The 14,323-nt window shown below is 64.2% G+C and carries 17 protein-coding genes; all 17 read left to right on the forward strand.

Annotated features, from left to right (window positions below; genetic code table 11):
- Positions 1–261: 261 nt before the first annotated feature.
- Positions 262–1,482: a GIY-YIG nuclease family protein gene (locus ROA7023_RS21905; RefSeq protein ID WP_085881111.1), complete on the forward strand. Its 1,221-nt coding sequence runs from the start codon at positions 262–264 to the stop codon at positions 1,480–1,482.
- Between the two features lie 238 nt (positions 1,483–1,720).
- A complete protein-coding gene (locus ROA7023_RS21910; RefSeq protein WP_085881112.1) occupies positions 1,721–2,314 on the forward strand; it encodes a sigma factor in 594 nt (197 codons plus the stop codon).
- A gap of 22 nt (positions 2,315–2,336) precedes the next feature.
- On the forward strand, positions 2,337–2,687 hold the full coding sequence (locus tag ROA7023_RS21915) for a hypothetical protein (protein ID WP_200812575.1): 351 nt from the start codon (positions 2,337–2,339) through the stop codon (positions 2,685–2,687).
- A gap of 44 nt (positions 2,688–2,731) precedes the next feature.
- The gene (locus ROA7023_RS21920) at positions 2,732–3,220 is read left to right on the forward strand and encodes a hypothetical protein (protein ID WP_085881113.1); all 489 of its coding nucleotides are present in this window, start codon (positions 2,732–2,734) and stop codon (positions 3,218–3,220) included.
- Positions 3,217–3,987, forward strand: coding sequence for a hypothetical protein (locus ROA7023_RS21925; RefSeq protein WP_085881114.1), 771 nt, complete (start codon positions 3,217–3,219; stop codon positions 3,985–3,987). The genes ROA7023_RS21920 and ROA7023_RS21925 overlap by 4 nt, the downstream gene beginning before the upstream one ends.
- A complete protein-coding gene (locus tag ROA7023_RS21930) occupies positions 3,980–4,462 on the forward strand; it encodes a hypothetical protein (RefSeq protein WP_085881115.1) in 483 nt (160 codons plus the stop codon). The genes ROA7023_RS21925 and ROA7023_RS21930 overlap by 8 nt, the downstream gene beginning before the upstream one ends.
- Complete coding sequence (locus ROA7023_RS21935; RefSeq protein ID WP_085881116.1) at positions 4,459–5,352, forward strand: ATP-binding protein; 894 nt, start codon at positions 4,459–4,461, stop codon at positions 5,350–5,352. The genes ROA7023_RS21930 and ROA7023_RS21935 overlap by 4 nt, the downstream gene beginning before the upstream one ends.
- A 13-nt stretch (positions 5,353–5,365) precedes the next feature.
- Positions 5,366–6,034, forward strand: a complete 669-nt coding sequence (locus tag ROA7023_RS21940) for a hypothetical protein (RefSeq protein ID WP_085881117.1) — start codon at positions 5,366–5,368, stop codon at positions 6,032–6,034.
- 11 nt (positions 6,035–6,045) lie between these two features.
- Positions 6,046–7,737, forward strand: a complete 1,692-nt coding sequence (locus ROA7023_RS21945) for a DEAD/DEAH box helicase (RefSeq protein WP_085881118.1) — start codon at positions 6,046–6,048, stop codon at positions 7,735–7,737.
- A 224-nt stretch (positions 7,738–7,961) separates the two neighbouring features.
- A complete protein-coding gene (locus ROA7023_RS24155) occupies positions 7,962–8,162 on the forward strand; it encodes a DUF6511 domain-containing protein (RefSeq protein ID WP_143535705.1) in 201 nt (66 codons plus the stop codon).
- Complete coding sequence (locus ROA7023_RS21950) at positions 8,162–8,929, forward strand: hypothetical protein (protein WP_085881119.1); 768 nt, start codon at positions 8,162–8,164, stop codon at positions 8,927–8,929. Before ROA7023_RS24155 ends, ROA7023_RS21950 begins: the two co-directional genes overlap by 1 nt.
- Before the next feature lie 53 nt (positions 8,930–8,982).
- The gene (locus ROA7023_RS21955) at positions 8,983–11,343 is read left to right on the forward strand and encodes an AAA family ATPase (RefSeq protein ID WP_234992402.1); all 2,361 of its coding nucleotides are present in this window, start codon (positions 8,983–8,985) and stop codon (positions 11,341–11,343) included.
- Positions 11,344–11,649: 306 nt separating this feature from the next.
- The gene (locus ROA7023_RS24160) at positions 11,650–11,958 is read left to right on the forward strand and encodes a hypothetical protein (RefSeq protein WP_143535706.1); all 309 of its coding nucleotides are present in this window, start codon (positions 11,650–11,652) and stop codon (positions 11,956–11,958) included.
- An 89-nt stretch (positions 11,959–12,047) separates the two neighbouring features.
- Complete coding sequence (locus ROA7023_RS21960) at positions 12,048–12,584, forward strand: crossover junction endodeoxyribonuclease RuvC (protein WP_200812576.1); 537 nt, start codon at positions 12,048–12,050, stop codon at positions 12,582–12,584.
- Positions 12,581–12,784: a hypothetical protein gene (locus ROA7023_RS21965; RefSeq protein WP_085881120.1), complete on the forward strand. Its 204-nt coding sequence runs from the start codon at positions 12,581–12,583 to the stop codon at positions 12,782–12,784. The genes ROA7023_RS21960 and ROA7023_RS21965 overlap by 4 nt, the downstream gene beginning before the upstream one ends.
- On the forward strand, positions 12,774–13,223 hold the full coding sequence (locus tag ROA7023_RS21970) for a DUF6362 family protein (protein WP_085881121.1): 450 nt from the start codon (positions 12,774–12,776) through the stop codon (positions 13,221–13,223). The genes ROA7023_RS21965 and ROA7023_RS21970 overlap by 11 nt, the downstream gene beginning before the upstream one ends.
- 681 nt (positions 13,224–13,904) lie before the next feature.
- A partial coding sequence (locus ROA7023_RS21975; protein ID WP_159458639.1) for a ParB/Srx family N-terminal domain-containing protein occupies positions 13,905–14,323 on the forward strand: 419 nt, incomplete at its 3' end.

Consider the following 14,323-nt stretch of genomic DNA (forward strand, 5'->3'; position numbering starts at 1 on the left):
AGGGCAGTTTCTTGACAATAAAGTCGGTCATCTGAGCTCACCTGCAGGGTTAATCTCAGATGAAGGCTAAGTGCTTTACCTCAATAGGTAAATCAACAAATGTCGACTGCGAAGTCACCGATTCAGGATTCTGAAAAGATAGTTGCGTTCGCGGACGTCGAGGTGCGCTGGTGGAAATCTTGAGAAGGTGTCAAAACGGCTTCGTGCTTGGGTCTCGGTTCAAGTATCAGCTGAAAAAGAAAAACAGATGATTGCGAATAAATGAGCAGAAAGAAGGTCCTCACGACGAGTGGCATCGTCAGCGAGTGTAGCAGCCGGGTAGCGAAATCTGGAAGTCACGCCCATAGTTTTGCGGTTCGCGGGAAGAAGTACTCGTTTTTTCTAGACGACCCTCTGCACCCGGTCATCGACGGCGACATGGTGCGGTTTTCATATCAAACGCGGACACTGCGAGGAGGCTCCAAGCGCCAGTATCACGCTGCCGACTTAGAAACTCTCGTGATTGATGCTCCAGCCGCCGCGATAGCCCAATCTGACGAAACTTGCATAGAGAGCGACGCGGGCACGATTTACATCGCCTCAAACGCCGATATGCCGGGGCTCTTGAAGATCGGCTATACTACGCGAGAAATTGGGACCCGGATTGCGGAACTTAGTGCCGCGACTGGCGTACCGAACCCGTTCAAGCTCGAATGGACGATGCCCGTCGAGCGTTCAGCCAAGGAGATTGAGGGCTTTGTGCACAGCAGTCTCAGGTCAAAACAGGCCGGAAAGGAGTTCTTTCGCCTCTCCCTCGAGGCGGCGCAGGACGCTTGCCAATCTGCTTATCTCGCTATCCATCCGGAGGGTGCGAAGCGCCTAAACGAAGGGCTCGCCGAACGAGCGGCAGAAATCGCCAGAGCGCGCGAAACCCGTGATGCCCGGCTTTTGGCTTGGAATGCCAAACAAGACGAAATGAAGCGTCAAAAAGCCTGGAAGCAAAGCGATGATGGTCGCTGGCGCCTACAGAAAAGCACCCATTGGCTCATTGAGGATTTCGATCCGTCTGTTGCCCGAGGCCAAACTCCGTTCCATCTCAGGCTCTTCGGTCGGCGCAATCCGGACTTTCTAGAACTAAAAATCAGCTTTGGCTCAGAATGGGTTACCCATGGTAACGACCGGGAGCAGGTGACGCAGTGGCGCATCAGCGCATTTGGTTGGCGACATGGCGAACCCTGCTCTGAAGAGCAACTTCGCGCCGACACATGGTCGGCGGCCTTGAAAAAAGCGATGGAGCTTGCCGCCGGGCATCCTGCCCGTAATCGTCGTATCACCGTTACCGTGCCAAATACAAATTTGCGCCACCCACGTCGCGATGCCGGGAGCGAGACGCCAGTTTCATCGGAGTTCATCACCGAAGCCCTTGATCGAATGGAACTCGTTCCGGAAGCCGAGAATGGTGCTTGCGCCCCAGCCGACTGGCAGTTGCCTTTGGGTAGGTAACCTGCCTCGTTGCGCAGGCGCAGAGCCCTCTCCAATTTCCGGCGTGCCAAATTCTCTTACTCGGTAGGCATTAGCGCCCGCCGGGACATATCGGCAGCCGTCGCTACTGACCGCACGGCTAGGTTGGTCTTAAGCCTGCCCACCAAACCCCCACCTTATTCCCACCCCGTTCCCACCTGCACACCGACCGTATCCGGCAGTTTCGGCTCATCAGAAACGATGACCGAGGCGCACAGCGATGCAGATCAAACTCTCCCCCGACGACATTGAGACCATCATCTCCGAGGCCGACTCCGCGGCCCGGCGGCTGCGGCGGCGGCTGGGTTTGCCCGCCTGCGATCGCGAGGATCTGGGGCAGGATCTTCTGATCGATCTTTTGCGCCGATTGCCAGCTTTTGATCCGGCACGCGGCAGCCTCGGCGCTTTTGCAGGTCTGGTCCTGCGCAACCAGTCCTCGCGGATCGCGATGCGCGATCACCGCCAGCGCCGTGCGCAGGGCGGCACGATGCTGTCGCTCGAGGTGCCGCTGGCCGGAACCCGCGAGCCGGTCGGCGACACGCTGACCGAGGATGACGGCCTTGCCGCGTGGCACGGCCAGACCTCCTGCGCAGCGGCCGTCACCGAACTTCACCTCGCCCTGCAGGCGGCGCTTGCGCGGCTCCCGGCCGAGGATCGCCGCTTCTGCGCGGCGCTGGCGCATCGTCCCGTCATCGCGCTGGCGACTGAGGGTTTCGGCAGCCGGTCCGCCCTCTATCGCCGCCTCGCCGATCTCCGCCACGTCCTCACCGCCCACGGTCTCGGTCCGGCGTGGGACGATCTGGCGGCAGCGTGAGTAGAGGGAAAAGGAGGAGATAATGTTCATGCAGACGACACCCATCACCACCGCCCGCGCCAGCCGACCGCTCGGGGAAATCGAGTTCTGTGCCTGGGTGGCTCAGGCCGTTCCCGGCGACCGGCTGGAATACCATCGCGGCTTTCTGGTGCTCGATACCTTTCCGGCGATCTCGCACCTGCCGGATGCGCAGCGCGTCGAACTGGCCAAGCTGGGAAGCCGCGCCTTCTGGGCCGCCGAACAGGGCCTCGTGCACCTGGTGCAGGAGCGACTGGAAACCGACCGCTTCGCCTACATCGCTGTGGCGCGCCCCAAGCCGAAGGCCGCCACCGCATCGCTGTCCGCGCTGCTGCTCGACGCGCAGGCAGCATGACAACCCCCATCCAGACACCACCCACCGATCAAGGAGGCACAAATATGCCATTTCCCGACAACACCCCCACGCCGGACGATCTGCCAGCGCTCAGCGCGGCCGAGATCGCGGCCTTGCCGGTCGAACTGCTGGCCATCCTGCAGCACGAAATCGATGCGCGGCTCAAACGCGACAAGGCCGCAAAGGCCCGGCTCGATGCCGGTCTCGCGGTGCGCTACGCCGATCGCGCTGCCGAGGAGCGACGGGCCGCAGGCAAGGACACGGGCACGATCCGCTTCGATGACGGTGATTTCACCGTCGTGGCGGACCTGCCCAAGCGCGTGGATTGGGATCAGGACAAGCTCGCCGCGATGGTCGCGCAGATCCGCAAAGCCGGTGACAATCCCGCACAATATGTCGACATCGCCATCAAGGTGCCGGAGCGCAAATACGCCGCCTGGCCCGACAACATCCGCGAGCAGTTTGAACCTGCGCGCACCGTCCGGTCCGGCGCGCTGAAGGTCGAGATCGTCCCGCAGGAGGGTGATCAATGACCGCGCTCGGCCCCATTCACGCCCCTGACCAGGACCTGCCCGGCCTCATCGAACGCGCAGCGACCATGCTGTCGGGGGCCAGGACGGCTGCCGAGGTGCTGGAAGCCCGCGAAGCGGCTGGCCTCGCTTATGACATCGCAAAGCGTACCGCCCGGCTGCAAACCGCCAAATCTGCCCATGACGATCTGATCGCCGCCGCCCACCGTGCGCAGGCCGACGCGCTGGAAATCGAAGCGGCCGCCAAGCGTCGGCTGGCTGATGAGTACGACGCGGCACAGGCGCGTGGCGAGGTGAAGCGCAACGGTGGAAACCGGAGCAGTGTTGAAGACCACAACACTGCCTCAACCGCTGACCTTGGCCTGCGCCGGGACCAGATCCACGAAGCCCGTCAGCTGCGCGATGCCGAGACGAACGATCCGGGCATCGTGCGCCGCACGCTGGATGACCGGCTCGAACGCGGCGAGGAACCGAACCGCACTGCGATGCGCAAGATGGTCACGGATGCCGCCATGCGGGGAATGCGCCCGCAGCGCAGGCCCAGCCGTCGGAACCCGCTCTACGTGGCGCCGACGCCCGAACAGGTGGCCTGGCAGCATGTGACGGGCACGTTCCGCGCCTTTGCCGAATGGGCCACGGACCAAAATCTCGCGCTGGCCCGCGAGGGCATGCGCGAGGCGCAGGAGGCCCCGTTCCACGACCTCGATGCCAGAGCCATCGCCGATGGATCGACAGCTTTCACAACAATCAAGGAGTGGTTTGATGCTTGATAGCCAATCAGCGGCTTTTGCCGAACGCGTCTGGGATTACGCATCCCGTCTGGGCAACAACGCCCCCAGGATCGCCGATGAGATGATGGAGGCCGCTTTTCCGCTGACCTGCACGCAGGCGCGGCAGGAAGGGGCGCTGCGCATGCTGCGCACCGGGATCATTTCCGAGGTCAAGCGCATCCTGCGCAACCGGGAAGACGGGTTGGGCCAGGTGGATTTCGCAGAGGTTTGCGAGGCCTTCGTGCCATTGGTGAAGGACCTGCGCTCGAAATCCTACTTCGTCGAGAGCGCCGAGGAATACGTCGCCGTCCCCGACCTGATCGTCGAGCCCGACCTGCTCGATGACGCGCGGCGGTTCATGCGGCGCAAGGGCGTTGAGTGCCTCACCGAGGCCGACCGGCTGGATGCGCTGTTTGCGGCCGTGACCAGCAGTGATCCCGATGCAGCGCGGGCGCGCCAGGAGGTGCTGGCATGACCGGCGCACTCCCCATCATCACCGCCGACCAGCGGCTGGCGGAAACTCGCGGCATCAAGGGCGTGATTTTCGGCACCTCGGGGATCGGCAAGACATCGCTGCTCTGGACGCTGAAAAACTCGACCACGCTGTTCTTCGATCTCGAAGCCGGGGATCTGGCCATCGAGGGGCTGGCAATGGATGCCATTCGCCCGCGGACATGGGCGGAATGCCGGGATTTCGCGGTGTTCATCGGCGGACCCAACCCGGCGCTGCGGGCAGACCAGCCCTACAGCCAGGCGCACTTTGAGGCGGTCTGCGCGAAGTTCGGCGACCCGGCCGCGCTGGAAAAGTACGACACGGTATTCATCGACTCGATCACCGTGGCGGGGCGGCTGTGCTTTGGCTGGTGCAAAGGGCAGCCCGAGGCGTTCTCCGAGAAGACCGGCAAGCCCGATGTGCGCGGCGCGTATGGCCTGCATGGCCGCGAGATGATCGCCTGGCTCACGCATCTGCAGCACACGCGGGCGAAGAATGTCTGGTTTGTCGGCATCCTCGACCAGAAGCTCGACGACTTCAATCGCCCGGTTTTCCAGCCGCAGATCGACGGGTCCAAGACCGGGCTCGAGCTGCCAGGCATCGTCGATCAGGTCATCACCATGGCCGAGTTCAAGGCCGAGAATGGCACCCTGCAGCGCGGCTTTGTCTGCCAGACCCTGAACCCGTGGGGCTATCCCGCCAAGGACCGCTCCGGCCGGCTCGACATGCTCGAGGCGCCCCATCTCGGGCGGCTGATGGACAAGATCCGCGGCCCGTTGGTCCCCGAAGAGCGGCGGCTGACCTACCAGGCCCCCGAGCTTCCGGCGCCGCCAAAGGCGCAGGCCACCCCTTCCAACGACACCACCAACTGAAAGGACCTATTCCATGTCTCTCTGGAACGACTTCAACGACGCGCAAACCAACGCCAACGTCATCCCCAAGGGCACGCTGGCCAAGGTGCGCATGACGATCCGCCCGGGCGGGTTCGACGACCCCGCGCAGGGCTGGACCGGCGGCTATGCCAAGCGGGCCTCCACGGGCGCGGTCTATCTCGATGCCGAGTACACGGTACTCGAAGGACCCTATGCCAAGCGCAAGATCTGGTCGCTGATCGGGCTCTACAGCCCCAACGGCCCGAACTGGGCCAATATGGGCCGCAGCCTGGTGCGGGGCATGCTGAATTCATCGCGCGGAATTTCTGACAAGGACAACTCGGCGCAGGCGCAGGCCGCGCGGCGCATCAACGGGTTTGCCGATCTCGACGGGATCGAGTTCATCGCCCGGATCGATGTCGGCAAGGACTCGAGCGGGGAAGAGCGCAACGAGATCAAAAGCGCGGTCATGCCCGATCACCGCGACTATGCGCAGCTCATGGGTCATGGCGCCGCGCCGATGGCACCCGGGTCGCCACATGCGCCGCAATCTGCGCCGCCGGCGCCCCAGCCCCAGACGCCGACACCGACGCAGGGCCACGGCGCACCCGCGCAGCATGGGCAGTCCACGCAGACACCCGCCGCGCCCGGCTTCTCGGGCCGTCCGAGCTGGGCCGAGTGAGGGTCACCGCCATGCGATTGCGTCCCCGCCAGAAACTCTTCGTCGAGCGCAGCCTGTCTGCGCTCGGCACCCGCGACAATACGCTGAGCGTGGCCAGCACCGGGTTCGGTAAATCTGTCGCGTTGTCAGCCCTGGTACGTGAGCGCCTCGGAGATACCGATGCCAAGGCCTGCGTGCTGGCGCATCGCGATGAACTGACCGCGCAGAACCGCGACAAGTTCCAGCGTGTGGTCCCGGATGTGTCCACCTCCGTCGTCGATGCCACCACCAAATCATGGGCCGGCCAGGTGACCTTTGCCATGGTCCCCACGCTGGCACGCGAGGCGAATCTGGCAGGGATGCCGAAGCTGGACCTTCTGGTGATCGACGAAGCGCACCACGCCGTGGCCGACAGCTATCGCCGCATCATCGACCGCGTCCGGGGTACCAATCCGGACGCCCGGATCTTCGGGGTCACGGCCACGCCGACCCGCGGCGACAAGAAGGGTCTGCGGGCGGTCTTCGACAATGTCGCCGACCAGGTGCGTCTGGGCGAGTTGATCGCATCGGGACACCTCGTGCCACCACGCACCTTCGTCATTGATGTGGGGGTGCAGGACAAGCTCAAGGCGGTGCGCAAGACCGTGTCCGATTTCGACATGTCTGAGGTGGCCGAGATCATGGACCGCGCGCCGATCACCGAGGAGGTGGTGCGCAATTGGCAGGAGAAGGCCGCCGATCGGCCCACGGTGGTGTTCTGCTCCACCGTCGCTCATGCCGGCCATGTCGCCGAGGCCTTCAACGATGCCGGCATCCCCACCGGTCTGATCCATGGCGATCTGCCTGGCGACGAGCGGCGGAATATTCTGGCGGCCTTCGCGAAGGGTGAAATCCGCGTCATCACCAACGTCGCGGTGCTCACGGAAGGCTGGGACCACCCGCCCACCTCCTGCGTCGTGCTGCTACGGCCCTCCTCCTACAAGTCCACCATGATCCAGATGGTCGGGCGCGGCCTGCGCACCGTGGATCCCGCCGAGCATCCGGGCGTGGTCAAGACCGACTGCGTCGTGCTGGATTTTGGCACGTCCAGCCTGACCCATGGCACGCTGGAGCAGGACGTCGATCTCGACGGCAATACCGGGACCGGAGAAGCGCCGTCGAAGACCTGCCCGGCGTGTCAGGCCGATATTCCGCTGGCCTCGCGCGAATGCCCGATCTGCGGCGAGGTGTTGGTCGAGGATGAGGGTGAAACCCTTGAGGTAGCTCACGGCGGGGCGCTCTCCGGCTTCCTGATGACCGAGATCGATCTGCTGAAACGCTCCAGCTTCGAGTGGGTCGATCTCTTCGGCACCGAGGATGCGCTGCTGGCCACGGGCTTCTCGGCCTGGGGCGGCGTCTTCTGGCTCGACGGCCTCTGGTACGGCATCGGCGGCGCGCGCGGGGCGCAGCCGCAGCTTCTGGGTATCGGCGAGCGCAGCGTCTGTCTCGCGCAGGCCGATGACTGGCTGAACGATCACGAGACCGACGAAAGCGCCTTCAAGACCAGAGCGTGGCTGACCCAGCCCGCCACCGAAAAGCAGCTGCAATATCTCTCACCTGCCGCGCGCAGCGATTATGGCCTGACACGCTACAAGGCCTCGGCGTTGATGACCTTCACCTTCAACAAGCGCGCCATTCGCGGGTTGATCATCAGCGCGGCCCCATCCGCGCGGGAGGCCGCGTGAGCCGTGTCGCGCAAATCCCGTCCCCGCCCGCAACGGCTGCGGATCGCCCGGGCCCTGATCGCCCCGGCCATCCGCGCGGCACGCTATGCGCCGTTTGCACATCCCGCACCCGCGGCTTCGGCTGGTTCGATCCCAACCGGCCGCGCGGCAAACGCACATACCGCTGGTTCTGCTCCATGGGCTGCCAGGCGGCCTTCACCCAAAAAGCAAGGAAAGGACTGAACATGGTTGATTTTACTGAAGAAGAAATGATGGCCCTGCCTGCCGTGATGCGCGCACTGGCCCCGGAAATGGAGCGGATCGGCTGGGACCGCCCGCTGGGCCACCTGAGCCAGAACGACATGCACCGGCTGATCGTCATCACCGTCGAGGCCTTCCGCGCCGAGATGGCTGAGATCGCCAGCCAGTCGGAGGTGCCCTTCTGATGCTCGATTTCAATCACCGGCCCGGCTTCGCCGAGCGTGTCAACGAGACCATCGATGCGGCCCTCACGGCTGAGAACGCCAGCCGACCACCCCGCGATTATCTCGGTGGCTCGCGGCTTGGCCATCCCTGCGAGCGGGCCCTGCAATTCGAGTACACTGCCACGCCGAAAGACAAGGGGCAGGAGTTTTCCGGCCAGCTGCTGCGCATCTTCGCCATCGGGCACGAGCTGGAAGAGCTCGCGATCCGCTGGCTGCGCGGCGCGGGGTTCGATCTCTACACGCAAAAGGGCAACCGTCCAGATGGCGGCCAGTTCGGGTTCTCGGTCGCGGGCGGGCGTATCCGCGGCCATGTCGATGGCATCTTTGCCGCCGGACCCGAGGGGTTCGGCCTCGCTGTCCCGGCGCTCTGGGAATGCAAGACCATGAACGCGAAGAACTGGCGCGCCTGTGTCAAGGACGGGGTTGCGGTCTCCAAGCCGGTCTATGCCGCCCAGATCGCCGTCTACCAGGCTTACATGGACGCGAGCGTGCCGGGCATCAGCGCCGCTCCTGCCGTGTTCACCGCGATCAACAAGGACACCGCCGAGCTGCACCACGAGCTGGTGCCCTTCGATGCCGGTCTCGCGCAGCGCATGTCCGACCGCGGCGTCCGGATCCTGCAGGCCACGGATGCGGGCGAATTGCTGCCGCGCGTGGCGCAGGCCCGCGACTTCTTCGAGTGCCGCTTTTGTCCATGGGCCGCCCGCTGCTGGAGCCTGCCCGGATGACGGATACGCCCGAAGACCCGCCCGACACAAGCAAAGTGAGAAAGGATGCCGACATGGCGCATGATGAAGATCACAAGGACGACTGCCCTCAAACCCCATCGGATGACACATCCTCCGAGACCCCGAAGGAAAACCTCGTCCATTTCAATCCGTGGCGCGATTTCAACGACGCAGCGCCGCAGATCGACGTGTTCGGCGACGAGCCCGACCCCGGACGGATCGCCGAGTTCATGGACGTCGTCTTCGGCTACTGCGACGGGCTGATCCCTGTCCGCAGCTTCATCGACAAGGGTCAGGGCTTCGACGGCCGCCCGCATAACATCTGGATCGAGGCGGATTCCTCGGTGGCCGACAAGATGACCACCTTCGCCAATTGGGCGGCCCGCGAAGGTGCTGCCGTCTATGTCATCCCCGGCACCGTCGCCGAGCCCGGGCAGGCCAAGGCGGACGACGTCCAGCAGATGCAGACCGTGGTCGTCGATATCGACACCGGCGATATCGCCGCCAAGCGCGCGCATCTCGAGCGTCATCTCGGCCCGCCGAGCATGGTGGTCGAAAGCGGCGGTGTCACGCCCGAGGGGCAACACAAGGCGCATGTCTGGTGGAAACTGACCGAACCAGCCGAGGGCAGCGACATTGCGCGTGTGACGCGTCTGCGCGGCGATATTGCCGCCAAGGCCGGCGGCGACATGCATTTCCGCTCGGCGCACCAGCCGATCCGCGTGGCGGGCTCGGTCTATTACAAGAACACCCTCAAGACGCAGGTGCGCATCGTCGCGCTGAACGCCGAGATGGAACGCGATCTGGGCGAGTTCACCGAGGCGGTGACCGACATGCCGCCCGCACCGGGCGTGTCGCTGCAGCCGGACTTCGCCGCGCCCGACAAGCCCGCCGTCGACGATGTGCTGGTCACCCCGGTGCGCGAGAGCGCGCAGGATGACTGGTCCCGCTTCGAGGGGGCCTCGGCCGCGATCGGGTATTTCATCCGCATGGTCCATGAGGGGCGGATGTCGAAGGATGAAGGCTGGGAAGGCATCTGCGGCTACAACGCCGCCATGCTGCGGCCCCAGTGGACGGTGGAGCGGCTCAAGCGCGAGTCCGAACGGCTCTGGGCCCGTCATGTCGACAAGTACGGCCCCCCGCTCGTGCGCCTCGACAGCGCCGCCCCCGTGCCCGACGAGATGCCCGCTTTCACGCTTGGGGCGTTGCTCGATGACACCAGCCCCATGCCCGAGGATATCATCGCGCCGCGTGTGCTGACGCCCGGTGGGCTGCTGGTGCTGGGCGGCGCGCCCAAGGTCGGCAAGAGCGATCTGCTGATCTCCTGGCTCGTGCACATGGCAGCAGGGCAGCCCTTCCTCGGCTTCACCCCGCCGCGGCCCCTGCGGATCTTCTATCTGCAGGCCGAGATCCAGTATCACTATCTGCGCGAGCGCCTGCGCCAGATCGCCCTGCCGCCCGAGGTGCTGGCTGCCGCGCGCGACACGTTCGTCGCCACGCCGAAGCTGAAGATGCTGCTCGATGCCGAGGGAAGCATGCAGGTGGCCACCGCCGTCCGGCGCGCGTTCCCGGACGCGCCGCCCGATATTCTCTGCGTCGACCCCATTCGCAACCTCTTCGACGGCGGCCCGGATGGCGGCGGCGAGAACGACAACACTGCCATGATGTTCTTTCTCAAGGACCGGGTGGAAGTGCTGCGCGATCACATCGACCCCGATTGCGGCGTGATCCTCGTCCATCACACGCGCAAGCTGTCGAAGCACCAGGTCAAGGAGGACCCGTTCCTCGCGCTCTCCGGCGCCAGCGCGCTGCGTGGGTTTTATACCTCCGGTCTGATCCTGCATCGGCCCGACGAGGAAAACCCCCAGCGCAAGCTGGAGATAGAGCTGCGCAACGGACCGGCGCTGGAGCCCAAGATCGTCGACAAGGTCAATGGCGAATGGGTCGAGCTGAACCCCATGAACGAGCGGTTGGTCCGCCAGGAGACCGGCGCAAAACATGACGCCGAGCGGGATCGGAAACGTGACGTGATCCTTCGCCTGCTCTTCGATGAAGCCGCCGAGGGGCGTGTCTACACGTCAACACAGTTTGGCGCAGGCTTCGAGAACCAGCATGGGCTTGGCAGCGAATTCACCATTCGGCAGCGGATCAATGTCCTCGCATCGAAAGGGTTCGTCAAATTCCGCCGCGATCTGGCCGAACACGGCTTCCCCGCGACCAAGTCGCACTTCGGCTATCTCTGCGTCGAAGGCATGCGGTTCGGCCGTGATCCGGTGGTCGATCCCGAGACCGGCGAGGTGCTGGCCGAGGGCGAACTGGTCCTGCCGAGCCACTTCAAATGCCCCCATTCCGGCCGCGCCAGGGAGGTCGAGAACCCCGCCGTCTGGGTCTTTCCGGAGGGGGTCGATGAATGACTTTGTCATATGACAGAGGCCACTGTCATCCTCATGCCTCTGTCATAAATCAAATGAAATCAACAACTTGCTGATGACGATGACAGTGGTCTCTGTCATGCCCCTCTGTCATCAAAAACGGGAGAAAATGACATGAAACCAGATACTTGTAAGGATTTTATGAGAGAGAGTGTGACTGCCTATACTAAGTATGAGGGGGGCGGACGCCGTCACGCCCCCTCATACAACGATAGTAACCGCGCGACCGGTGTCTCCGATGCTGTCGATGGTCGCGGCAAGAGGTCGTCTGGATCGCGAACTCCGCGCGTGGTGCACAAGATCAATTTCCGTGTGCTGCCTCTTCCGGGAACCGTGCTGATGCACGAGGGCCAGCGCTATGTTGCGATCGGATCGGATTTGCACACGCGCCGTGATGGCCAGACCGTTCCAATCATCTGCTGGAAAAGCCACTGCGCCGAATGCGGCAGGCCCTTCGACGGCTGGAGCGGTTTGCGATCGGGAACGCTGAACCGCCGCTGCCCAGAGCATCACGCGCCCGGCAAGGCCGTTACCGCAGCAGGTCGCAAGCGCGCGGCACCCCACCGGCGAAAACACGGCAAACGCAAGAAACCCTGAACCACCATCCGACGACGGCGGCCGGTACCGCCAAGCATCAACCGCCGTCGTCTTCCACCCGAGCAGCCAACCAGAAAAGGAGACCACTCATGGCTGATACGACTCTCGCCGAGGCCAATCTCGGCGCAACCCCGGAAACGCCCATGCCGACCGAGCCCGCGCGCGCCATCCTTGCCCTCGATCTCGGCACCACCACCGGCTGGGCGCTGCGCGGCCATGACGGGCTGATCACCAGCGGAACGGCATCGTTCAAGCCCGGCCGCTTCGATGGCGGCGGCATGCGCTATCTTCGCTTCACCAACTGGCTGACCGAACTGGACCGGCTGTCCGGGCCGATCGCGACGATCTGGTTCGAGGAAGTGCGCCGCCACGCAGGCACTGACGCGAGCCACGTCTACGGCGGGCTGATGGCCTCACTGACCAGCTGGGGCGAACTCAGGGGCGTGCCATACGAAGGCGTCCCGGTTGGCACCATCAAGCGCCACGTCACCGGCAAGGGCAACGCCAACAAGCAGGCAATGATCGACGCGGCCCGCGCCCGTGGGTTCAGCCCTGCTGACGACAACGAGGCCGACGCCATCGCCATCCTGCTCTGGGCCATCGAAACCCGGGGAGGTGCGGCATGAACTTCCACCCGAAAGGTTACGGCGGCCACCGCCGCGATCCCGAACAGGTCAAGCGCGACGGCTGGCACGAACATCAGATGCTCGCCGTGTCGCTTGACGACCACCGCCTCACATGGCCGGAGCGCGAACTGGTCCGGCAACTGGGCGAGAAGCTGTATGGCAAGCTGCCTGTGGTCCGGGAGGTGCGCAATGGCCGATGACTGGACCACAGGCCGCGTGCAGGATCGGCTGGAGCTCGCCGCGGACGTTTTCGCGCAGTTGCCCGGCGTGAAGCCCACGGGCTACTTCAACGCCTGGCCGGAGTATTTCCATAGCTTCGCCGATCATGTCGGTCAGGAGCCCGAAACACGCCGCCCGCGCCCTACCCCGCGCCAGATCACCGAAGCCGAGGAGGCGATGCTCTGGCTGCGCTGGCTGGAGCGTGACGACGCCCGCATCGTCTGGCTGCGCGCAAGGGGCAAGCCGTGGAAGAAGATCACCTGGGAGATCGGGCTGAGCCGCCCCGCAGCCAACCGCCACTGGCAGTACGGCGTTGCGCTGATCACGTGGCGGCTCCATGGACGCATGCCGTCTTCGCGGCGTTCGAAGCGGTTCGTGATCGACAACGCCGACAACCTGTCAAGGAAAATCATCCTGTGACGGAATTTTCGGGGAGACATCCTGATGGGTTCACCAAGCCGGCCTCGGGGCCTACAAAAGGGTTATGCTCGCACGAGGCGTGAGCGACGGGACAGCACGACACGACTGGATTTCGGGGTCCAGATCGGAATCCAGAAGGGGACACGATGGCACGAGAGCGGCGACAGTTCGACACCGGGCAAACGGTGACCGGTTGACCGGAAAAACGATCTCCGCTACCCGCTAAGCCATTGATTTAACGGTTCCTTTCCGTGCACTTCGTATGCTGGCGGGCGAAGCGCGCAATTTCGCCAGCGACAGGGCCGTTTTTTTGGGAGTCCACCCCGCGTGGAGTCCACCCCTGAACCGGAAATAACCACGCAATAACAGTGGCTTGTAAGGTGGACTCCGGGGTGGATACCCTGGACTCCGGAGGCCAGCGGGAATCCAGCTTGGAGTCCAGTGAAGTCCGCGCTGAAGGAATTCATCCTGGCGCCCGGTTCGGCGACACCTCCTCCCAGAATTGCCGCCGAACCCACGCTCGCCTGAGTGTATCGATGCCACCGAAGCCGATAGCAGCGTGCAGCGCATCCCCTCCGGTTGCGCCACTGGGCACCAATACAGAATCCGAATGTAACAAGATTTCATGCTGCTGTCGCGCTTTGCGTTGCACCGAAACCGATCAAACAGGATCACACGCACATGACCCTCGCCTTCGCCCCCGAGCGGATCGAGCACTGGCCGCTGGCCAGGCTCCAGCCCTATGCCCGCAATGCCAAGCAGCATGGTGCCGACCAGGTCGCAAAGCTTGCCGCCAGCATGGCCGAGTTCGGCTGGACCGTGCCGTGCCTCGTGGCCGAGGATGGCGAGCTGATCGCCGGGCATGGGCGCGTGCTGGCCGCCACGCAGCTGGGGCTGGAAGAGGCGCCGGTGATCGTGCTGGGGCATTTGACCGAGGCGCAGCGGCGGGCCTACCGGATCGCCGACAACAAATTGACCGAACTCGGGACGTGGGACGAGGCTGCGCTGTCGGCGGAACTGAACGAGCTACTGGCGGAGGATTTCGACCTGTCGCTGGTGGGCTTTTCCGACGGCGAGTTGGACAAGCTGCTGGCCTTCGA

This window comes from Roseisalinus antarcticus (assembly GCF_900172355.1).
GTDB lineage: Bacteria > Pseudomonadota > Alphaproteobacteria > Rhodobacterales > Rhodobacteraceae > Oceanicola > Oceanicola antarcticus_A.